The organism is Bradyrhizobium sp. NAS96.2, from assembly GCF_001908235.1.
Taxonomy (GTDB): domain Bacteria; phylum Pseudomonadota; class Alphaproteobacteria; order Rhizobiales; family Xanthobacteraceae; genus Bradyrhizobium.
The window spans coordinates 1-17,694 of the sequence record NZ_LGHK01000026.1; the positions used below are offsets into that span (position 1 = coordinate 1).

General features: G+C 62.1%; 28 protein-coding genes, 1 tRNA gene and 2 pseudogenes. 16 read left to right on the forward strand and 15 right to left on the reverse strand.

Features of this window, described 5'->3' with window-relative positions; all coding sequences use genetic code 11:
- The 4 genes from AC628_RS07365 to AC628_RS07380 form a co-directional block, all read left to right on the forward strand.
- The coding region (locus AC628_RS07365) for a hypothetical protein (RefSeq protein WP_074126071.1) at nt 1-933 on the forward strand (933 nt) is incomplete at its 5' end.
- Nucleotides 930-1,331 carry a hypothetical protein gene (locus AC628_RS07370; RefSeq protein ID WP_074126072.1) on the forward strand — a complete coding sequence of 134 codons (402 nt, stop codon included), beginning with the start codon at nt 930-932 and terminating at the stop codon, nt 1,329-1,331. The genes AC628_RS07365 and AC628_RS07370, both read left to right, overlap by 4 nt.
- Nucleotides 1,318-1,644, forward strand: coding sequence for a hypothetical protein (locus tag AC628_RS07375; RefSeq protein ID WP_074126073.1), 327 nt, complete (start codon nt 1,318-1,320; stop codon nt 1,642-1,644). Before AC628_RS07370 ends, AC628_RS07375 begins: the two co-directional genes overlap by 14 nt.
- The gene (locus AC628_RS07380; RefSeq protein WP_074126074.1) at nt 1,641-2,018 is read left to right on the forward strand and encodes a DUF1515 family protein; all 378 of its coding nucleotides are present in this window, start codon (nt 1,641-1,643) and stop codon (nt 2,016-2,018) included. Before AC628_RS07375 ends, AC628_RS07380 begins: the two co-directional genes overlap by 4 nt.
- 171 nt (nt 2,019-2,189) lie before the next feature.
- Here AC628_RS07380 and AC628_RS07385 read toward each other — a convergent pair whose 3' ends face one another.
- The gene (locus AC628_RS07385) at nt 2,190-2,378 is read right to left on the reverse strand and encodes a hypothetical protein (protein ID WP_074126075.1); all 189 of its coding nucleotides are present in this window, start codon (nt 2,376-2,378) and stop codon (nt 2,190-2,192) included.
- On the reverse strand, nt 2,379-3,002 hold the full coding sequence (locus tag AC628_RS07390) for an ATP-dependent DNA ligase (RefSeq protein WP_349510105.1): 624 nt from the start codon (nt 3,000-3,002) through the stop codon (nt 2,379-2,381). It lies immediately after the preceding gene.
- Nucleotides 3,003-3,458: 456 nt separating this feature from the next.
- On the opposite strand from AC628_RS07390, the gene AC628_RS43790 reads away from it, so the two are divergent.
- On the forward strand, nt 3,459-3,617 hold the full coding sequence (locus AC628_RS43790) for a hypothetical protein (protein WP_168193324.1): 159 nt from the start codon (nt 3,459-3,461) through the stop codon (nt 3,615-3,617).
- Nucleotides 3,618-3,667: 50 nt separating this feature from the next.
- Complete coding sequence (locus tag AC628_RS07400; RefSeq protein WP_245321084.1) at nt 3,668-3,982, forward strand: hypothetical protein; 315 nt, start codon at nt 3,668-3,670, stop codon at nt 3,980-3,982.
- On the opposite strand, the gene AC628_RS07405 is transcribed toward AC628_RS07400, so the two are convergent.
- Entirely contained in the window at nt 3,979-4,173 is a 195-nt protein-coding gene (locus AC628_RS07405; protein WP_143201484.1) for a hypothetical protein, read from the reverse strand. The genes AC628_RS07400 and AC628_RS07405 overlap by 4 nt on opposite strands.
- A 158-nt stretch (nt 4,174-4,331) precedes the next feature.
- On the opposite strand from AC628_RS07405, the gene AC628_RS43795 reads away from it, so the two are divergent.
- A complete protein-coding gene (locus AC628_RS43795; RefSeq protein WP_168193325.1) occupies nt 4,332-4,502 on the forward strand; it encodes a hypothetical protein in 171 nt (56 codons plus the stop codon).
- Between the two features lie 101 nt (nt 4,503-4,603).
- Here AC628_RS43795 and AC628_RS07410 read toward each other — a convergent pair whose 3' ends face one another.
- The 5 genes from AC628_RS07410 to AC628_RS07430 all read right to left on the reverse strand — a co-directional run bounded on the left by AC628_RS07410 (nt 4,604) and on the right by AC628_RS07430 (nt 8,370).
- Complete coding sequence (locus tag AC628_RS07410; protein WP_074126079.1) at nt 4,604-4,867, reverse strand: hypothetical protein; 264 nt, start codon at nt 4,865-4,867, stop codon at nt 4,604-4,606.
- Nucleotides 4,864-5,127, reverse strand: coding sequence for a hypothetical protein (locus AC628_RS07415; RefSeq protein WP_143201485.1), 264 nt, complete (start codon nt 5,125-5,127; stop codon nt 4,864-4,866). Before AC628_RS07415 ends, AC628_RS07410 begins: the two co-directional genes overlap by 4 nt.
- A 103-nt stretch (nt 5,128-5,230) precedes the next feature.
- Nucleotides 5,231-5,644 (reverse strand): hypothetical protein, encoded by a 414-nt coding sequence (locus tag AC628_RS07420; RefSeq protein WP_074126081.1) that lies wholly within the window; start codon nt 5,642-5,644, stop codon nt 5,231-5,233.
- A gap of 169 nt (nt 5,645-5,813) precedes the next feature.
- Nucleotides 5,814-7,403: a site-specific integrase gene (locus AC628_RS07425; protein ID WP_245321085.1), complete on the reverse strand. Its 1,590-nt coding sequence runs from the start codon at nt 7,401-7,403 to the stop codon at nt 5,814-5,816.
- A gap of 16 nt (nt 7,404-7,419) precedes the next feature.
- The gene (locus tag AC628_RS07430) at nt 7,420-8,370 is read right to left on the reverse strand and encodes a class I SAM-dependent methyltransferase (RefSeq protein WP_143201486.1); all 951 of its coding nucleotides are present in this window, start codon (nt 8,368-8,370) and stop codon (nt 7,420-7,422) included.
- Nucleotides 8,371-8,453: 83 nt separating this feature from the next.
- Here AC628_RS07430 and AC628_RS07435 point away from each other — a divergent pair.
- Both AC628_RS07435 and AC628_RS07440 read left to right on the forward strand, forming a co-directional pair.
- A pseudogene (locus AC628_RS07435) lies at nt 8,454-8,710 on the forward strand (PilZ domain-containing protein).
- Between the two features lie 129 nt (nt 8,711-8,839).
- Nucleotides 8,840-9,085: a hypothetical protein gene (locus AC628_RS07440; RefSeq protein WP_074126084.1), complete on the forward strand. Its 246-nt coding sequence runs from the start codon at nt 8,840-8,842 to the stop codon at nt 9,083-9,085.
- A 62-nt stretch (nt 9,086-9,147) separates the two neighbouring features.
- On the opposite strand, the pseudogene AC628_RS07445 reads toward AC628_RS07440, so the two are convergent.
- From AC628_RS07445 to AC628_RS43800, 5 genes and pseudogenes are all read right to left on the reverse strand, one after another.
- Nucleotides 9,148-9,790: pseudogene (locus tag AC628_RS07445) on the reverse strand (glutathione S-transferase family protein).
- 382 nt (nt 9,791-10,172) lie between these two features.
- On the reverse strand, nt 10,173-10,625 hold the full coding sequence (locus tag AC628_RS07450; protein ID WP_050420326.1) for a VOC family protein: 453 nt from the start codon (nt 10,623-10,625) through the stop codon (nt 10,173-10,175).
- A gap of 1,008 nt (nt 10,626-11,633) precedes the next feature.
- Nucleotides 11,634-11,918: a hypothetical protein gene (locus AC628_RS07455; protein ID WP_245321086.1), complete on the reverse strand. Its 285-nt coding sequence runs from the start codon at nt 11,916-11,918 to the stop codon at nt 11,634-11,636.
- Between the two features lie 181 nt (nt 11,919-12,099).
- On the reverse strand, nt 12,100-12,333 hold the full coding sequence (locus AC628_RS07460; protein WP_074126085.1) for a hypothetical protein: 234 nt from the start codon (nt 12,331-12,333) through the stop codon (nt 12,100-12,102).
- A 158-nt stretch (nt 12,334-12,491) separates the two neighbouring features.
- Nucleotides 12,492-12,665, reverse strand: a complete 174-nt coding sequence (locus AC628_RS43800) for a hypothetical protein (protein ID WP_168193326.1) — start codon at nt 12,663-12,665, stop codon at nt 12,492-12,494.
- A gap of 168 nt (nt 12,666-12,833) precedes the next feature.
- On the opposite strand from AC628_RS43800, the gene AC628_RS07465 reads away from it, so the two are divergent.
- The 3 genes from AC628_RS07465 (at nt 12,834) to AC628_RS07475 (ending at nt 14,191) form a co-directional block, all read left to right on the forward strand.
- A complete protein-coding gene (locus tag AC628_RS07465; RefSeq protein WP_074126086.1) occupies nt 12,834-13,181 on the forward strand; it encodes a GrlR family regulatory protein in 348 nt (115 codons plus the stop codon).
- A 243-nt stretch (nt 13,182-13,424) separates the two neighbouring features.
- A complete protein-coding gene (locus AC628_RS07470) occupies nt 13,425-13,610 on the forward strand; it encodes a hypothetical protein (protein ID WP_074126087.1) in 186 nt (61 codons plus the stop codon).
- Between the two features lie 305 nt (nt 13,611-13,915).
- Nucleotides 13,916-14,191, forward strand: a complete 276-nt coding sequence (locus AC628_RS07475; protein WP_074126088.1) for a hypothetical protein — start codon at nt 13,916-13,918, stop codon at nt 14,189-14,191.
- A gap of 86 nt (nt 14,192-14,277) precedes the next feature.
- On the opposite strand, the gene AC628_RS43805 is transcribed toward AC628_RS07475, so the two are convergent.
- Nucleotides 14,278-14,439, reverse strand: a complete 162-nt coding sequence (locus AC628_RS43805) for a hypothetical protein (protein ID WP_168193327.1) — start codon at nt 14,437-14,439, stop codon at nt 14,278-14,280.
- 272 nt (nt 14,440-14,711) lie between these two features.
- On the opposite strand from AC628_RS43805, the gene AC628_RS07480 reads away from it, so the two are divergent.
- The 4 genes from AC628_RS07480 to AC628_RS07495 all read left to right on the forward strand — a co-directional run bounded on the left by AC628_RS07480 (nt 14,712) and on the right by AC628_RS07495 (nt 17,137).
- Nucleotides 14,712-15,428 carry an SIR2 family NAD-dependent protein deacylase gene (locus AC628_RS07480; RefSeq protein ID WP_074126148.1) on the forward strand — a complete coding sequence of 239 codons (717 nt, stop codon included), beginning with the start codon at nt 14,712-14,714 and terminating at the stop codon, nt 15,426-15,428.
- Between the two features lie 199 nt (nt 15,429-15,627).
- Nucleotides 15,628-16,290 carry a cold-shock protein gene (locus AC628_RS07485; protein ID WP_074126089.1) on the forward strand — a complete coding sequence of 221 codons (663 nt, stop codon included), beginning with the start codon at nt 15,628-15,630 and terminating at the stop codon, nt 16,288-16,290.
- Between the two features lie 174 nt (nt 16,291-16,464).
- Nucleotides 16,465-16,944: a DUF192 domain-containing protein gene (locus AC628_RS07490; RefSeq protein ID WP_074126090.1), complete on the forward strand. Its 480-nt coding sequence runs from the start codon at nt 16,465-16,467 to the stop codon at nt 16,942-16,944.
- Between the two features lie 116 nt (nt 16,945-17,060).
- Nucleotides 17,061-17,137, forward strand: a tRNA-Pro gene (locus AC628_RS07495).
- Nucleotides 17,138-17,294: 157 nt separating this feature from the next.
- On the opposite strand, the gene AC628_RS07500 is transcribed toward AC628_RS07495, so the two are convergent.
- Entirely contained in the window at nt 17,295-17,597 is a 303-nt protein-coding gene (locus AC628_RS07500) for a DUF5076 domain-containing protein (RefSeq protein ID WP_074126091.1), read from the reverse strand.
- Nucleotides 17,598-17,694: the final 97 nt, after the last annotated feature.

The window sequence follows — 17,694 nt, forward strand, 5'->3', positions numbered from 1 at the left end:
ATCCCTTGGGACGTCGCGCTCGAGGTGTTCTCGAACCATGACATCCCGCGTTATCTGGCGATCTGCCGGCGGCTGCTGCCTGGTCTCGACGAGCTCTCGCCGGATTGCGTCGGCGTCATCCTCTCGATCGCGTTTAACCGCGACGCCGTCGGCTTCAATAAACCGGGGCCGCGCTGGTCGGAGATGCGCCAGATCAAGGCGGCGATCGGCAGCGGCGAGCTCGCCAAGATCCCTGGCCTGATCCGATCGATGAAACGGCTCTGGCCTGACGACAAGGGCTTACGCATCCGCCGCGACGACGAGGCGGCGCTTTTCGAGCATGGCCTCGCGGCCTCGCATCCGCGTGAGCATGCGAAGCTCGCGACGACGCCGGCGCCGGTCGATCCGGACGCAATCGCCTACGTCCAGCGGCGGCTGCGCGAGCTCGGCTATTACGACGTCGGCCAGGTCGACGGCGAGCAATCGCCGCAGGGCCGGACCGAGGGAATGATCCTGGCTTATCGCAATGCGCGCGGCTTGCCGCTGACGCCTGACATCGACGACCAGCTGATCGCCGAGCTCGGCAAGCCGCAGACGCCGCGCCAGGTGGCCGAGACGCGGGCGACCGCGACCGTCGAGGATCTGCGCGACGAGGGCTCACAGACGATCGCGTTGACGGACCGCGCCAAGAGATGGGCCGGCAAGATATTCGGCGGCTCCGGCGGCCTTGGCGGCGCCGGCGTGCTCGCCTGGCTGACCGATCGCGCGACGCAGGTCTCGGCGGCAAAGGACGCGGTCGGCGGCCTCGGCCTGACGCCTGGCGCGATCCAGGCGATCGCGATCGGCGTCGCCACCCTGGTCGTCGTCGCCGGCGTCGGCGTCCTGGTCTGGTTTGTCGCCGACACGCTCGAGCAGCGCCGCCTGGCCGACTATCGCGCGGGGAAACACGCATGAGCTGGATCGTCGCAATCCTCATGCGCCTGGCCGGCCTTGCGGGCGTCAGCCTCTCGCCGTTCGCCGCCGGCGCGCTGTTTGCCGGCGCCCTGGCGCTGCTCGCCGGCGGCGGCGCGATCGCAGGCGCCGCGCATCTCTACAACGCCGGCTATCGCTCGGCAGACGACAAGTGCGAGGCGGCGCAGGTCGCCGCACAGAATTCTCAATTGCAGGCGCGCCTCGAGGAGAAGGATCGCCAGCTCGCTTTCGCCAACGCTCTGCAGAGACGCGACGCCGGGCGCGCCGCGGCGGCCGAGGCGCAACTGCAATCTAACCAGGGGGCTATCGATGCAACGCCGGCTAATCCTAACAAGTGCTTTACTCGCGACATGTCTCGCCGGGTGCGTGGGGTCCGGTAGCGTCGACAAGCTGCAGCCTCCGCCTCCGGACGCGCCGAACATTCCTGCGTTGCCGGCGGACGTTGCGGCCTGCGAGCGCGCGCCGGTCGATACGCCGGATCGTGATCTCGACGCCGGCGAGATCGAGCGGCTCTGGAAAACCGACCGCGCCGCGCTGGCAAAGGTCAATGCCTGCCTGCGTCGCGCCGTCTGCCAATACCAGGACGTCCGCGAGGGGATCGGCCGCGTGGAAGGCGTCGCCTGCGAGAACATCGCGCCGGTCGAACAGCCGGCGCCGCGCCTCGGCCTGTTCAAGCGAAAGCGGGCGAAATGAGCGGTGACGAAATGGCGAGCGTGAATGCCGCCTTGCTGCAGATGGCCGCCAAGATCGGCGGTCTCGAGTCGACCGTCGCGACGCTGCTGCATACCTGGACGCAAATGGAGGCGAAGGCATCCGAGGGTCGCAAGGATCTGCATCAGAAGGTCGAGGCGCTGCGGGCCGAGGTGACGACCATGCGGGGCGAGGTCGCGACGGCGACCAAAGACATCGCCGACATGAAGCCGACCGTTCAGGCCGTCCAGAATGTCCAGGTGCAGGCGACCGGCGTGCGCAATGCCAGCCGCTGGCTTTACTGGGCCGCCGTGGGGTTGAGCGGCGGCGTCGGCTGGATCGTGACCAACTTCGTCGACATCCATCTCAAGCGCTGATCTCGCAGTCGCACTCGCTCGGACCTCGGCCCAGCGCGTGGCGCCGGTCCTTTGCCAAAATGATAAGTCCCAGCGCTCTGGGGAGGAGCGCCGGGACTAAATGTGAATGCACCAACTTGGGCGGCGGGACGCATCCACAATTGCAATAATTTTCCGGACGATGGATGGTTCCTATGCTTGGCGGGACGCGTCGGGCTCTTCTTTGTGCCTCGCGACAGCCTCATTGACCTTCTGACGGTCAAGCTGATCTTCGGGTGAGAGCTCGGAAGCCGGGCGCCAGATCTCGACCGGTATCGCGAGCTTGCTCTTCAGCGGTTTCCCGACCCATTCCAACCATTGGTCGAATGCGTCTTTGATCATTCAAAACTCCCGCGACATGGCCGCGTGCATCCTGTTCTTGACCTTGATCCAGTGCGGGCACCGACCGCCGCGGTAAGGCCGATCCGATCGCTTGGACACCAGACCCTCAAAGCCGAACTCGCAGGCCTTGCGGAATAGGTCAGGGCCGATCTCGCCTTGCTCGTAATCCGACACGAAGATCCCCTCCGGCCGGCGCGCGAGCAGTCGCTGCAGGTTGGTCTTCCGCATCGAGAGCGGCAGGTCCCGCAGGTCTTCTCCGTCCAGGGCCAGGATATCGAATGCCAGCATCTCGACCTCCGTATTGTGTTTGCCTGAGTGCAAGGCATTGAAGTCGGAGTAGCCGTCTACGCCGCGGACGATGGCCTCGCCGTCGATTACGAAGTGCTTCTGGCGGTTCTTCAGCGCGGCCTCAACGATCCACGGGAAGCGCTTGGTCCAATCATGGCTGCCCTTAGTGATCAGCCGGACGCGATCTCCGTCGCGCTCGAGGCGCAGGCGGTAGCCGTCATACTTGATCTCATGGAACCACTCAGGGCCGGCCGGGACCGCTTTCCCAACAGTCGGCAGGCAAAAATCGAATTTGAGCATGCCCGTGAAATAGGTATCGGGGGCCGGATTTCCCATCCCGTTAAGCATTTTTGGAAGTTGTTTACCTTTGATTAACGCAAGTTAATTGACGGGCTCAGACTTTGATTCGATCATCCCGGCACTGGGCGGACAGTTTCATTAAGGTCAATTTGCTTAAGCCCAGTGGGGCGCCTAATCATTGCATCGGCGGCTCGGCAAGGCTGGAATGAGGAACGGCCTCAGCATCACCTCCAAGGGTGCTGGGGCCGTTTCTTTTCGGGCGTGAGCGCCCGACTATAGCTAAGAAAAAGTTAATGATTCCCTGTGTGTTTCTGGGTTGTCACAAACCCCATGACCGGTACGCATTCAGATGCGGACCACTCACGCAGTGGGTCCCAGAAGCGCCGCATGATCCCGGCGCTTGACGCGATGACAGGGTTGACCTTGGCCCCAGCCCCCTCGCTGGGGCCGCTTTTCTTTAGGCCGGATATGAGCCGCCCTTCGAAAGAGCGCGTGCGTGAGGTCATCCAGGAGGTCGACGCGCTGGACCTTCCTGATGGTGCGCATTGGGCGCTGATCCACGAAAAGCTCGGCCTCAGCTACGGCGAGGTGTTCGACTACATCGCCGAAGACCCGGCGTTCTTCGGCGCAACACCTCATCCCGAGCATTAAGCGGCGCGAGCCGCCCAAAACACTGGCCGTCGCCGTAGGGATGTTATCCGGTGTCCTCCGTGGGTGAACATGGTTCCGAATGGACAAACGGCAGAACCGGAACCACATATCAGGACATGCCGCACTTAGAGACTTGCAAGGGCGTCCTGCGCCACCTGATCGCCAAGGGCGACCCGAATGGCATTCCCTTGGCCGAACGCGCGATCACCGAGTATCTGGAGGTGACGCCCGAAGGCGCCCGCAGGAGTGGTCTTCGCCTGATTCAGGACGACGTTCTAAAACAGCGCGACGCCGTGGTTGGAGATCGGCACAACTTCGCCGAAACCGTCAACGCCTACATTGAGCGGATGCTAACCCCGCCCTAGCGGACGTCGGGCCGGTTCAACATCACCAACAGGCCTGCCGCAGCGATGATTGACGCAAGCAATGACGCAACCTGGACGGCGAACAATACGTCTTCGTCCTGACCAGCTCCCAAGCTCGTCTTGGCTAGAACGGTCGTCAGAGACAGGATGATAAGGGTGCCGATCAGCACCCACAGGAACATTTCTTTCACATAGGCTCCCTCTGGAGTAATCTCTGACGCAGAGGCTTTTGGAATTGGGGGAAGCGACATGCGCCCGCAATCCGTTCGCTATAGCAGTCTTGGTTGCCATGCTCGGACTCGGGGCGCTCGTTGCCTACGAGTACGTTCCACACTAGGACCTGCCTACTATGGCTAAGATGATTAAGTCCCTTCGCAAGCACGCTGACAAGGCAGAGCGCGCAGCACTGTCCGTTCTCGACCGCGACCTAGCGGAAGGATTGCAGGCACTCGCACGGGCCTACCGGGCGCAAGCCGACGTCATCAGATCCAAAAAGAAAAAGATGAAGAAAGCATCGTGAGGCTCGCCAGCCCGACTCCTCGCGTTTTGACTGCTCGCCCACATCAGGAATGGCACGTTACCTCGGCCCCGGGTTGCCCCCCTAGCTGGGGCCGTTTCTTTTCAGGTGAACAGCTCTTTCCCAGACTGCGTCAATCTCACGAACGTTCCACTCTCATGGTACTCGAGCCAGCCTTGGGCGATCGCGTGCTGTAGCCCAGCCCAATACTCGGCCGGCGTCGACTTGTCCTCGTCGATCATCGGCCGGTTGATCTTCTCGATGTAGATCCGGCCGTCCTGGATGGGCTCGAACGCTCTCGCGTGCTCCATGATCCTGCGGGCGGCGTTCTCGGGGTTGGAGTAGGGGCGGTCGCTTACAGATTTCATTCTTGGCTGAGGTGTCGCTTGAGAGCCGCGAGACTGACGGTGGTAATTGCTTCGTCCAAAAGAGCGAGGCGAGTTTCGAAGATCGACATCAGATCCAGATTGTCTTGGCTGTTGGAGACCAGCGGTCTGCGGGTGGCCGCGGTGTAGATAGACCGAAGGCTCTGAAGCGCGGTTAGGTGGCCTTGGGCGATGTAGCCATCCACCAGGCGGACGAAGGCGGGACTGTACTCAGTCGCCGTGCCACGTCGTTCGTCTTTCATCTGTCCCACCTCGGCAGGCCCCGCCGGTAGCATCGCATTCTCTCGACGTGCTTACCGTAGATCAAGCGCTTTAGTTGTTTCGTCTCGGTGCAGCCAACATGGCCTATCGTTCCCCCGGCCACCATATCGACGGTGGGTTCATGCTTGAAATCTTCGTGGTCCGCAATGCCACAAGATGGCTGCGCTTGAAGGGGTAGCCGTTCGCTCTGGAGCACTGCTTGCACCGCATGTAGCGTTCCAGCTCGTGGATCGGGGTCCACTTCGGCCGTCGCACGACGTCGAGCGCCACCGTTTGATGGGTCTCGCAGCCGAGGCATTTGACCTCAAGATAGCGGTAGCCGGCATTGAGCGCGTCGCCGAGGGCCGGGGACGGCTGGGCCGGTCCTTGGAAGGCGAGCATTCGGGCGTTCCAGGCTTGACAGCCCAGCACGTCGGCCTCCCGGCGCGCCTCAGCTGCGCGTTCGGCCAGATGCCTGACGGTCACTCCAAACATGTACTCCCGAGACTTGGATCCCATTCCCCATAATCGCGCCCAATGCCCCGAGAGAGAAGCCGCTAGGACTACCCGGGAGCCAGCGCCCGCCTACAACGAGTTGGTCAACAGATGCCGGCATGGGCAGTGGATCAGTGCTCGTGCAGAGCGCGATACCGCCGACCAGCATGATTGCGAGGATCGCGGTCCACAGCTAGGCGCTGGCCTTTACCAGCTGCAGTGGGGCCGTGACAGTCATGCCGGGTGCGAGCGCGATCCGTTCGATATACTTCCGTTTCAGATCGAGGCCATGCCCGTCGCCGTATTTCGGCTTCTTGGTGTCGTGGCCCATTAGCTCGTCCTTGAGCTCGTCGGGCGTCTCCACGGCACGCAGCCGGTCCTTGAAGCCGTGCCGCAGCGAATAGAGCGTGTGCGCCACGGTCTCGCGCAGGCCATGATCGGAGAAGTAGGCATTGACCGCGGCCGACAGCGAGTCGCCCTTGTCGCGGTAGTGCGGAAAGCCGTCCGGAAACTGGCGCATCGCCTCGAGCGAGATCCCGACCAGCGGGATGTCGCGATCGGAGAATTCGGTTTTCAGGACGCGATCGTCCGGCCGCACCCGGATGAACGGAATCGGTCCGTCGAGCACGATGTGCCGGCTGCGCAGGTTGATGATCTCGCTCGGCCGGGCGCCGGTGTTGATCATCACCAGGATGACCGCACGCTCCTCGTCGTTCATGGTTTCCAGCGCGCCATCCGCCAGGAGGCGGTTGACGATCCACCATGGTGAGAAGGGGGGCCGCGGGCGCGACTTCTCGCCCTCGAGCCTGGCGCCCGCGAACACGCGATCGAGATTGAGCCGGTGACGTCGGGACACCGCCGACAGCATCCCGGTGATATGCGTAAGGTTCCGGTTCGCGGTGTCGGCCACGACCTCGCCGTCGACGACGCGCTCGGTCCAATGGTCAGAATATTTCAGCGCGTCGTCGCGGGTGAGTTGGGTGATGACCTTGTCGCCAACGACCGTGATCAGTAGCTCGACCGCGCGCTTTTTGCCGTTCTTCCATTTCTTGAACTGGCCGGCCGACATCTTCGCGATGGTGGTTTTCTTGGCGATCGCGAATTCGTCGTAGAGGCCGGACAGCTTGATCTCGGGCAGGTCGACGCCGCCGAGCGCAGCGGCCGCGGTCGCCGGATCGTGCCGCCGATCGCCGATCGCGAGGGCGTCGAGCCGGCGGAGGATCTCGGTGAGAGCCTCCTTCGCGACGTCGTCGACCGGCCGGTAGGCGAGCTGCAGGGCCTGCGCGCGCTGCCGGGCCTCCTCGAGCGCCACGATGGCGTCCTGGGTTCCCTGGCCCGCTGCGGCCCGCCAGGAGGCTTCCAGATCGATATTGAGCTGGTCGGCCACCCGGCCGGCCCGGATGCCGGTACGGTCGTCGGCAACCCGGATTTTGGTCGACAGCTTGACGATGCCGCGAGGGTCGATCTCGGCGAACTCGGGCGGCACCCGGCGCACGAAGTGCCAGTATCCCTTCCGCTTGGTTAGACGCTCCGGCATTCCAGCCCTGTTGCACCCGTTGTTGGACGTAGACCATCCGCGCAGGCGTGCGGGAAAGTCAACAAATTCAATATTTTTAAGAGATATCAACAGGATCGCCTGCGACACGGATCGCACCGCTAGGGAGCGCCATTGGCAGCTTAAGCGCCTGATTTTTCCTTGGTTGTCGACGATTTTCCCAACCGGCAAAAATGGTTTGGGAGTTTTCCTCAATTTCATTGAAGCGGACGACGGCGCGCCGACCACTGCGGCGACGATCGGACTAAAGTACCTTGCGAAGTTTGAGAATGATGATGCCGGGGCGGGGGCGAGGGTCGGCGTGATCGAAAAACGCTTTGCTATTCATCACATCGATATAGTTGGTCGATGACCGTTCATAATGCCGCTCGACTTCGATGCTCATCTCTGGGTGAAATTTCTTACCGATGTCCCAGTCGATTGTGATCGGCTCAGCAATCGTCGCCGCGTGGTTAGTATCGACGCCCAGCAAGAATATTCCACCCTTTGCTACTACTCGCTTGATCTCCGCGATTGTTTGATCGAGATCATCGACATGGTCGAGCGCATTGAAGCAGGAAACGATGTCGAAATGGCCGTCCGGATAGGGGATACTTTCGGAATGAGCCGTCACATATGTCATCTTGTGGCTATCAGTTCCCAGCTTTTGATAGAGGTTAGCCAGCGGGTCGAGGCCAACGCGTTCGACCGTCATGTCGGCCCACTCTAATGTACCAAGTGGGCCGCAGCCGATATCGAGCACTCTCTTGCCGCGATAATCGTCTAAGGCCAGATCAACCAATTGGGTGAAGCAGGGTTCATAGATGCCGGACATTCGTTGCTGAGCCCGCAGTTTCATCCAAAACGCGAACTCGAATGCGCGTTTGGCGAAAACATCGGCGTTGATCGCTTTGAGCGTCGGCAAGAGGCGGTCCAGTGAGCGCGCCAGCATCGGCACAAGCCTTTCTCTCTCTATGGGCGAGCCGTCAAAGCCACTGTCCGTCCAGCGGTGCACGGCCGTCGCCCCCTTGGGGAAAGCATAGGTTCGAGTGAGTTTCAAAGGCGCGCGTGGATTACCCCATTTGCGTACGACCGTTGCCGTCGCCAGGGAGCCCCATCGCGGAGCGCCATTACGGCCGAACCGGAAATCCGGCCAATTGAACGGATTGTCTTTCGGGTGGAGGCTTTGCCGCGCCGTCCCCGCGGGTGTGAACAAGCCCGCAATCGCTGCAATCCGCCACGATTTCGCAACTCTTTGGTAAGCCAGCGGCGATAGGCGTGATCCCGGGGGATGATGTGATGGCTCTTGGGTCCAAGAAGCGCGAAGCGCGCAAATCGCTGCGTCAGTCCGGCTGGATCACGCTCGATGGCGGGTTCGCGGCGCGGCCCTGCGTGGTCGAGGACATGTCCTCGACCGGCGCAAAAATCACGGTCCAGGACAACAACACGCTGCCGGCCAAGCTGCGGCTGGCGTTTTCGCGCGACGCCCGCACCGGGCGCGCCTGCGAGGTGGTCTGGCGCGAGGCAGGACGTTCGGCGTCAAATTCGTGCGCTGACGCGTGATCCGGAAAAGTGGACGCCGGTTTTCCGAAAAGATCGCGCCATAAAAAGGAGAAGCCAGGTCACGATGCGACCCCTTCGCAGCATGATCTAGCCTCATCCGGCCGCGCGCGATAAAAGGCCGGATGCGCAAGACCTGTTTCGCCTTCATCGCCGTCCTGCTCCCCGCCGCAGCGCTCGCCCAAGCCGGCGATCGCCGCAATTTCCAGACGCCGCCCGATGCCGGCAGGACCTTGCCGTCAAAATCCGTGACGCGCCGCAATCCCTGCGCGTCCTACGGACCAGGCTTCGTCAAGGTCGAAGGCACCGACACCTGCGTGAAACTCGGTGGCGCCGTCAGTGTTGGTGCGGGGATGTCCAGCGGACGTTGAAGCATGATCCGGAAAAGTGCGAAGCGGTTTTCCGAAAGATTAGGCTCTAACCGCCTTGCCGCTCACGACATCGGCGGCGCGACGATGCGGACAAAGGCCGGCCGCTGCGCGATCTCGCCGAACCAGCGCTCGAGATTGGGCAGCTTCGGCTTGGTGAGGCCCTCGACGCCGAACCAGCGCCGCGCAAAAGCGCCGAGCGCGATGTCGGCGATGGTGAACTGATCGCCCTCGAAGAAGCGGTGCGTTGCAAGCTGCGCCTCGGCGACCCGCCACACCACGGCCTCGGCATCGGCGTCCTTCTGGATCTTGGCCATGTCGCGCTGCTCCGGCGGCGTGCGCACGATCCCCCCAGAACACCGGGCGGTCGACCGGTTGCAGCGTCGACAGCGTCCAGTCGAGCCAGCGATCGACGCCGGCGCGCGCCTTCGGCGCCTGCGGATAGATCGGCGAGCCTTGACCGTACGCCATGCAGAGATAGCGCATCACCGAATTGGATTCCCACAGCACATAGTCGCCGTCGACCAGCGTCGGGACGCGGCCGTTCGGATTCATCCCGAGATATTCGGGCTGATCGTTCTTGCCGAACTGCATGCCGGCATCGATGCGCTGATAGGGAAGGTCGAGCTCGGCGAGACACCAGAGCACCTTCTGCACGTTGACCGAATTGGCCCGGCCCCAGATCGTCAGTTGCGGCTTGCTGTCCATCTCGCGATTCTTCCCGCTGTTGTGCTTTGCGCGCGTTCTTAGCCGAAACGCCGGGGAAAAGCGCGCGGTGAATTGTATCGAGAGCAAAAAAAAGAGGCTCCACCGCATCGCGGCAGAGCCTCGCTCATACGCAGCATCAAAACGCGGTCAGCGACCGAACAACAACCACAGCACGATGATCACCGGGATCGGCACACCCAACAGCCAAAGCAGAATTCCTTTTCCCATCTCGTTGTCTCCTCGCATTCAATGTATGAGGAGGCAACTTCAACGGTTGCGACACGTTCCTAGAGATTGTCTCGCCTCGCGATTGTCCCGCCCGTCAGCGATGGAGACGTGCGGACAGGAACGTGCGTTCGGGTGCGGCGTTTACTTTCGCGTCTTACCAGTGGCCGGTGTTGGGCATCGAGGCCCACGGTTCGGCAGGCGCCTTCGGATCGCCTTTCTGCAGGATCTCGATCGAGTGCAGGTCGGGCGAACGCACGAACGCCATATTGCCGTCGCGCGGCGGGCGATTGATGGTGACGCCCATCTTCATCAGCTTCTCGCAGGTCGCGTAGATATCATCGACCTCGTAGGCGAGATGGCCGAAATGGCGGTCTTCGCCGTACTTCTCCTCGTCCCAATTGTAGGTCAATTCGACCAGCGGCGCGCCGCGGGTCTGAGGCAGCGACTTGAGCAGATGGAGGTCTTCCTCCGCGCAGAGAAACACCAGCGTGAAGCGGCCCTTGTCATTGTCGATGCGGCGCACTTCCTTCAGCCCGAGTGCGTCCTGATAGAATTTCATCGCGACATCGAGATTGCGGACGCGCAGCATGGTGTGCAGATAGCGCATTGTTGTCCTCCTGGCAGGTTCAGATTCTTGCAGAGATGCTTGTTTGGGCGGGATGGTCGGGGACGAAAAATAGCAGCAAATCGCATCAAGGGGCAGCGCTAACGTGCGGGTCTGCCCCGCTGCCGTTCGCGCTTTCCCGCCATTCGTGATCGCGATTGCGTGAACGCTCGATCCCTTAACGGAATCCCGTCAGGCCGGCGGGCCGTGCCGCGCCTCCCTGCGCTGAGCGATGTTCCGGATCGCGCAGGCCATGAACCAGATGACGAGAGCGAACAGCAGGCCGGCGTAGAGGCCGAAAAAGGGGCCATGTGTTGCCGCTCAGGTATCGCTCGATCTCGGCGAACTGAAAGCATCCGATGCTGCCGAACCAGATCAGCCGCACGAATCATTTCCACATGATCGGCGCGAGATCGGCTGACGATTGGTCTTCTGACATGGGCTGCCCCTGACGCCACGCCTTGCTAGCACTCAGGGGTTGCCGCCCAATTGGCGCAGTATCTAAAGCTTTATGCGCCGCCGCATCGCCGCAAGCATGCGCGCACGCGATACGAGAAAGCCCCGCCCAGGATAATTCCAGGACAGGGCTTTCGTGGTCGAGCCTTGGAGGCACGTGCCTCTATCTCATTGAATGCCCATCACCGCCAATCAAGGACGCGCGAGGTTGGACATCATCTAAAAAGCAAAACCCCGCGAGCGGGCTCGCGAGGCCTGATGCCGACCGGCCTTGGGGAGATCGTGCGGGCAACCGGACACCTAACGGTGCTCGCCGCGGAAGGTTCCGCCACCGCAAAAACAGAAAGCCCCGCAGGCTGGATGCGGGGCTTTCCCAGCTGACGGACTGGGGATCTCTCAGGGCGTGAGCCGTCAACTGTTGGCGTCAAACTTAAGGTTGAATTTATAAAATGCAACAGCGCCGCGTAGACGGAATATGTTCGTCCCACAGCGCTGCGCCGGATGCTGGGCCCTGAAATCCCCAGTGCCATTGTGTCGACCCACAGCGCAAAAGGTTCAAAAGACCGTTGGGATTCTCGCCGGATTGCCGTGAGCTTGCAAAGTGTCGGCTTCAGGAGCGGCCCGGTTTCCAATTGGGCTGCGGCTCGTATTCATCAACCTGCTCGACGCGATAGGCCGCAGGCAGGATCCGACCACCCATTTCATCCGCGAGCGGAACATTTTCTCATCCGCGAGCGGAACATTTTCCACCAAGCCATCGATGAGCGCGGCCTCCCAGACTTCCTTCTCGGTCGCGAACGATCTGCCAAGCTGTGTCTTGCCGCGAAACAGGGCGTACATAGGCACCTCCAGAATCAAAACCCCGCCAGTTACCGAAGTAGCTGACGGGGCTTGTTGAGCTGATATTTCCGGTGGATTTCTCCCTCGTTGTATCGCTCGTCACACCAACGGCTGAACTGAAAATCCGTTCCTGTTCCCGTACGCTGTTTTTGTCGACGGTGAGTTTGCACCAGGGGCGCACCTACTTCTTTGCGTTGTCCTTTTTGGCTGCGCCCTTTGCTGCGTCCTTTGTCTCGGACTGGTTGGCCCGGTTCACGTTCATGCCGGTGGTGTCCATGGAACCTTTCTCGGTGGCGCCATGGGTTTTCTCGGGGCGCTCCATGCCGGATTGCGGGGCCGGACCGGCATTCTGGGCGAGGGCGGAGGCGCTGACGACGGCGAGCGCAGCGATGAAAATGATTATGAGCTTGCTCATGGATATCCCCTGACGTCACCCACGACTACCTGCGCGCAGTCGAGTTGTTCCGTCTGGTGGATGCGAGCAAAAGCTGATCGCGCCCCGCGGCTGATGCGCAATGTGCAGCAACCGGCATTGCTGCCCAGCCGATCAAACGCGGTTGGGTGGTTCCGCTCTCACACCTTGATGTCGAGAATGGTCTCAACGGCGTCACGGTCGGCCTGGTTCTTCGCTGCGAATACATCCAGCACATCCGCATTGATGATGCGCGGCTGCTCCTTCGCCGTCTGATCGACGACGAGTTGCACCCTGGCTTGCGTCACTTCGACAGGTACGGGGTAAATGAGCATGGCTCTCTCCCTCCGGCGGTCCGAACCTTGTCAGGGCTTTCTTAACGACTTGTTAGCGTCCGGATCCGCGCTTTCGGCCCGAATCGGCGGCCGGGCGGTATCGGCGTGCTCGCGCGCCGCCCGGCTTGGCGTCATACTGCGGCCGTTCAGGACCGGACGGCGCGATCGATGCGGAACGGGCTCTATTCGATCCATATCCATATGACCGACGGCGTGCGCGGTCGCGACAGTGGCGTCCTGATCCTGCGGGATGGTCTCCTGATCGGCGGCGGGCCGTATTTCTGGTCGATCGGCGCCTACACGGCCGGCGAGGGCACCTGGAAGGGGCACCTCAGGACCAACCAGCACTCGCCGTTTTCCGATCCGTTCGCCCGGCCGCTGTTCGCCGGGCAGGAGGTGACGAGCGGCTTCTCCGGCACCTTCAGCGGCGACCAGGCCGAGGTGTTGGGGACGGTGCTGGTCGGAACCCGCAGCTTGAGCTTCCAGGCAACCCTGAAACGCCTGGCGGACGCCTGATCGGGCGAGGCTGTGGACGAGTGCGCGGCAAGCGCCGAAGCCTGTTGAGGAAACGGGCTTACGGCCCCTGTGAATTTGCTGCGGACAAGCGCGGGATATGTTGTGGATTCCACAGCAGCCGGTGATCAGGACATCCCCGCCGGCGCCATACCGGGCCACCGCTAACCCTACCGAGTTAGGTTAAGCGTGGCATTGCGTTGCCACCACCTGCGATTGCGCTAGAGATGGTCGCAGGTGATAGCCATGATGCCGTCGTTCCATAGCGCTGACAGACCGACCCACCGGCGTGTGATGGTGGTGGGCGTGCTGTTCTGTTCCGTCTTTATGGTGATCAGCTTCTGGCTTCGGCCGCAGCCGGACAGTGGCAAGGTACTCGTAAAGGCGGACCGGCTGGTCCGCACGGCGGGAGAGGCGCGCAAGGCAAACTGAGGCGCGGCAAATCCCGGGACGACGCCGGCGTTCAGTCCGGCAGCTTCCCGTTCGGATGCTTGTGATACACCGCGATGCCGATAAAGCCGGCAAAGCCCATCACGTTCAGCAGCAGTTCCATCCACGCCGGCATCGATGCCAACCTCGCTCACTTCGCAGCTAATCACTGAGGTTGTGTTTTTGTTCCGGCGCTAACCGATGGTAGCTCTGCGCTATCGCATGGCTGGGGAACCGGAACAGGCGTTTTGCTGCAACCATCCCAATCCGCTCGCGTTGGTGCACATAACGACGTGAGGAGGTTGCGCATGAAAAGGACATTGGCAGTTTTGGCCACAGTTGCGACGGTTGGCGCAACGATGGTCAGCGCGCCGGCGCAGGCGCGTCATATCGGACCTGGCCTGGCGTTCGGTCTGGCCGCCGGCGCGCTCGCCGCGGGCGCGGCCGGTGCGTATTACGGCCCAGGCTATTATTACGGGCCCGGCTACGGTTATTACGGCCCGCGCTACGGCTACTACGACGACGGTTACGCCTACTATCGCGGTCCGTATTACCGGCACCACTACTATCGCCACTATTGGTAACGGCGACGAGCCCGGAGCACATCGCTCCGGGCTTTCTCATTTGTGCGTCATGATGCGATAGCGCGGGAATGCGCGCGTGGACGACATCAGGCGCTCTTGCGCTGAAATCCGTTCCAGACGTTGCCGAGCGTGTTGTCGTAATACTCCTGGCGATCGCGCTCGAACTTCTGCTGCGTCGCCCTGAAGCTGGCAACGCGTGCGACGATCTCCTCGCGCTCGCGCGCGACGCGCTCTTCCTGATCGGTCATTGCCCATCCTCATCGTAGTGGTCCTATCCCGCGCGCATTGGCGTGGGCGAATTGGGCGTCAATGCGGAGCAGGCCGTGCAGGAATGTGATGATGCTGAGGCGGCAGTGACCGGGCCGATGCGGCGAAGCGGCTCGCAGCCGGCCGCATCGCCCTCGAGCTCGCAATCGGTCGGGCCGTGCTATAGTCGCGGCGGCCAACCGGAAAATTTCCAGTGATTGCAAAAAACGCGATTGCAAAAGACCTGCGCAGCGGCGTCGAGCGGCTCGGCAACATGATTGCCGAGGCGTCCTCGATCGTGCCCTTCACCGGAGCGGGCATCTCCACCGAGTGCGGCATTCCCGACTTCCGCTCGCCCGGCGGGCTGTGGACCCGCAACCGGCCGATCCCGTTCGACGAGTTCGTCGCCAGCCAGGAGGCGCGCGACGAGTCATGGCGCCGCCGCTTCGCGATGGAACCGACATTTGCCGCCGCCAAGCCGGGGCGCGGGCATCGCGCGCTCGCGTCGCTGTACCGGGCAGGCAAGATTCCCGGCGTCATCACCCAGAACATCGACAATCTGCATCAGGCGTCGGGCTTCAAGGCCGATGATGTCATCGAGCTGCACGGCAACACCACCTACGCCCGCTGCATCGGTTGCAGCAAGGCCTACGACCTCTCTTGGGTGAAGCTGCAGTTCGACAAGGCCGGTGGTGCGCCCGATTGCACCGAGTGCGGTGATCCGGTGAAGACCGCGACGATCTCGTTCGGGCAGTCGATGCCCGAGGATGCGATGCACCGCGCGACGGAACTCGCAAGGCATTGCGACCTGCTGCTGGCGATCGGCTCTTCGCTGGTGGTGTGGCCCGCTGCGGGCTTTCCGATGATGGCCAAGGAGAGCGGTGCGCGGCTCGTGATCATCAACAACGAGCCGACCGATCAGGACGACATCGCCGATCTGGTGATCCGTCACGACATCGGCGACACGCTTGGTCCTTTCGTCGGCAACTGACGCCCGATTGATTCGCGGCTGTGCAAGCCTGTTCATAGTTCCCGCAAGAATCGTTTTTTAGCTATGCCCGGGAAGCGGGAGTGTTATCTTTTGGTTGAGAGATTCGCGCAGCGTCCAAATGAATTGGTCATGGAAAGCAGCGTGTACAGGGTGCGCCGCAACGTCGGCGCTCTGCATTTGATGTGTGGGGTCCGGGGTCATGGGGTCGGACGGATTTGAGTCCAAGAAGCTCGGCGGACCGCCGATAGGCGGAGTTGGGCAAAGCAGGATTGGACAAGGCGAGTACGGCAGCGGGCCGCGCGATCCGGCGATGGATGCCTTCTCCGGTCTCGGCGACGCCGCGGCCAACCTCGTCGAAGTCTCCGGCGTCATCAAATGGTTCGACGCCTCCAAGGGGTACGGCTTCATCGTCCCCGACAATGGCTGGCCCGACATCCTGCTGCATGTGACGGTGCTGCGGCGCGACGGCTATCAGACCGCTTATGAAGGTGCGCGCCTCGTCGTCGAATGCGTGCAGCGCGCGAAGGGTTACCAGGCCTTCCGCATCGTCTCGATGGACGAGTCGACCGCGATCCACCCCGCGCAGATGCTGCCGCCGCGAACCCATGTCACGGTGACCGCAACCAGTGGGCTCGAGCGTGCACAGGTCAAGTGGTTCAACCGGCTGCGCGGTTTCGGCTTCGTGACCTGCGGCGAGGGCACGCCCGACATCTTCGTGCACATGGAGACACTGCGCCGCTTCGGCATGACCGAGCTGCGCCCCGGCCAGTATGTGCTGGTGCGGTTCGGGCCCGGCTCCAAGGGCATGATGGCCGCCGAGATCCACCCGGAGACCGGTCCGTCGGCGCTGTCGTCGCACTAAAAGGCATGATCCGGAAAAGTGCCGAGCGGTTTTCCGAAAGGATCATGCCCAATACAACGGTCGTCCGCCCTGACGGAAACGTGAGCCGCCGGCGAGCCTCCAGGGCTCTGGCATTTGCCGCAATCATCGGGTTAGGGTCCGCCGGAAAATCTTCCCCGGTGTGAGTATTTGTCGATGAATTTCGATCGCATGGTTGGGCGGCTTCGACCGTGGCTGGTGGCCTCCCTCGTCATGATGTTCGGCGCGCTGCTGACCCCGGCCGCGCAGGCCGCCAGCGTCCAGCCGCTCGAGATCGTCACCAAATCGGGCGTGCACGTCTTCTCCGTCGAAATGGCGACCACCGAGCAGGAGAAGGAGACCGGCTTGATGTACCGGAAGGAGCTCGCGGACGGCAAAGGCATGCTGTTCGACTTCACGCCGGAACAGGAAGTGTCGATGTGGATGAAGAACACCTACATATCGCTCGACATGATCTTCATCCGCGCCGACGGGCGCATCCTGCGGATCGCCGAGAACACCGAGCCGCTGTCGACCAAGATCATTCCGTCGCGGGGGCTCGCCAAGGGCGTCCTCGAGGTGATTGCCGGGACCGCGCAGAAATACGGCATCCAGCCCGGCGATCGGGTCGGTCATCCGCTGTTCGGCGGTCATTAGGTTTCTTGACGCGATTTCGGGACAGAAACCGCCGCCGATTTCGCGGCCCGAAGCCCCGCACCGATGCCTTGCTGGCGCTGGCTGAAGCGTGTATCCACGGGGCTTCTCGGAAATGTCGGGGTATAGCGCAGCCTGGTAGCGCGGCAGTTTTGGGTACTGCAGGTCGTTGGTTCGAATCCAGCTGCCCCGACCATCCCATCTTGAATCTGCTGGACTTTTCGTCAGCATTCCGTCGCTGCCGCGACTAGGCGCCAGCGACCTTCTGAAGCGATCAATTGACGCCCTATCGGGCAATTCAGTTGGATAAGCGCTCCAAGCCGTGTGCTACTGCGACGGCGAGCACGACTGGACTAGATAAAGTCGCCCGATACTTTGGATGTTGGATCAGCAAGCTCGTCCAGCAAGGCTTGCCGGATTCGCTCGATCGTGATGGACGCATCTGCTTCGTATCCTTTGGCGAGTGCGTTGGCGATGTGCCGGGTTGCGTCCGCTAGAATTGTTCCCCAAGCCTTCTCTTCGGAAACGTTCATCGTTTCTCGGTACATCCCGACCTTGATCGAACACCAAAGACTCTTCTCGGCGATCCAGACCCGAAGCACCTCGATCGACTCTGGGTCTCGTAGCGCTGCTGCCGGAACGGTCATTTCGTGCATTGTGGTCCCCCAAGGACATTGACACCAAACCGCGGGCAAACCCGAGGCCAGCCGGATCAAGGAAACCCTACACCGTTTGCCTCGGCAGCGATCGGGA

What these genes read in the sequence shown, in the direction of transcription:
- AC628_RS07370 (WP_074126072.1), top strand. Translation starts at nt 930, where the DNA reads ATGAGCTGGATCGTCGCAATCCTCATGCGCCTGGCCGGCCTTGCGGGC.
- AC628_RS07380 (WP_074126074.1), top strand. Translation starts at nt 1,641, where the DNA reads ATGAGCGGTGACGAAATGGCGAGCGTGAATGCCGCCTTGCTGCAGATG.
- AC628_RS07385 (WP_074126075.1), bottom strand. Translation starts at nt 2,378, where the DNA reads ATGATCAAAGACGCATTCGACCAATGGTTGGAATGGGTCGGGAAACCG.
- AC628_RS07390 (WP_349510105.1), bottom strand. Translation starts at nt 3,002, where the DNA reads ATGGGAAATCCGGCCCCCGATACCTATTTCACGGGCATGCTCAAATTC.
- AC628_RS43795 (WP_168193325.1), top strand. Translation starts at nt 4,332, where the DNA reads ATGGCTAAGATGATTAAGTCCCTTCGCAAGCACGCTGACAAGGCAGAG.
- AC628_RS07410 (WP_074126079.1), bottom strand. Translation starts at nt 4,867, where the DNA reads ATGAAATCTGTAAGCGACCGCCCCTACTCCAACCCCGAGAACGCCGCC.
- AC628_RS07415 (WP_143201485.1), bottom strand. Translation starts at nt 5,127, where the DNA reads ATGAAAGACGAACGACGTGGCACGGCGACTGAGTACAGTCCCGCCTTC.
- AC628_RS07420 (WP_074126081.1), bottom strand. Translation starts at nt 5,644, where the DNA reads ATGGGATCCAAGTCTCGGGAGTACATGTTTGGAGTGACCGTCAGGCAT.
- AC628_RS07440 (WP_074126084.1), top strand. Translation starts at nt 8,840, where the DNA reads ATGCGCAAGACCTGTTTCGCCTTCATCGCCGTCCTGCTCCCCGCCGCA.
- AC628_RS07450 (WP_050420326.1), bottom strand. Translation starts at nt 10,625, where the DNA reads ATGCGCTATCTGCACACCATGCTGCGCGTCCGCAATCTCGATGTCGCG.
- AC628_RS07455 (WP_245321086.1), bottom strand. Translation starts at nt 11,918, where the DNA reads ATGTACGCCCTGTTTCGCGGCAAGACACAGCTTGGCAGATCGTTCGCG.
- AC628_RS07460 (WP_074126085.1), bottom strand. Translation starts at nt 12,333, where the DNA reads ATGAGCAAGCTCATAATCATTTTCATCGCTGCGCTCGCCGTCGTCAGC.
- AC628_RS43800 (WP_168193326.1), bottom strand. Translation starts at nt 12,665, where the DNA reads ATGCTCATTTACCCCGTACCTGTCGAAGTGACGCAAGCCAGGGTGCAA.
- AC628_RS07465 (WP_074126086.1), top strand. Translation starts at nt 12,834, where the DNA reads ATGCGGAACGGGCTCTATTCGATCCATATCCATATGACCGACGGCGTG.
- AC628_RS07470 (WP_074126087.1), top strand. Translation starts at nt 13,425, where the DNA reads ATGATGCCGTCGTTCCATAGCGCTGACAGACCGACCCACCGGCGTGTG.
- AC628_RS07475 (WP_074126088.1), top strand. Translation starts at nt 13,916, where the DNA reads ATGAAAAGGACATTGGCAGTTTTGGCCACAGTTGCGACGGTTGGCGCA.
- AC628_RS43805 (WP_168193327.1), bottom strand. Translation starts at nt 14,439, where the DNA reads ATGACCGATCAGGAAGAGCGCGTCGCGCGCGAGCGCGAGGAGATCGTC.
- AC628_RS07480 (WP_074126148.1), top strand. Translation starts at nt 14,712, where the DNA reads ATGATTGCCGAGGCGTCCTCGATCGTGCCCTTCACCGGAGCGGGCATC.
- AC628_RS07485 (WP_074126089.1), top strand. Translation starts at nt 15,628, where the DNA reads ATGGGGTCGGACGGATTTGAGTCCAAGAAGCTCGGCGGACCGCCGATA.
- AC628_RS07490 (WP_074126090.1), top strand. Translation starts at nt 16,465, where the DNA reads ATGAATTTCGATCGCATGGTTGGGCGGCTTCGACCGTGGCTGGTGGCC.
- AC628_RS07500 (WP_074126091.1), bottom strand. Translation starts at nt 17,597, where the DNA reads ATGCACGAAATGACCGTTCCGGCAGCAGCGCTACGAGACCCAGAGTCG.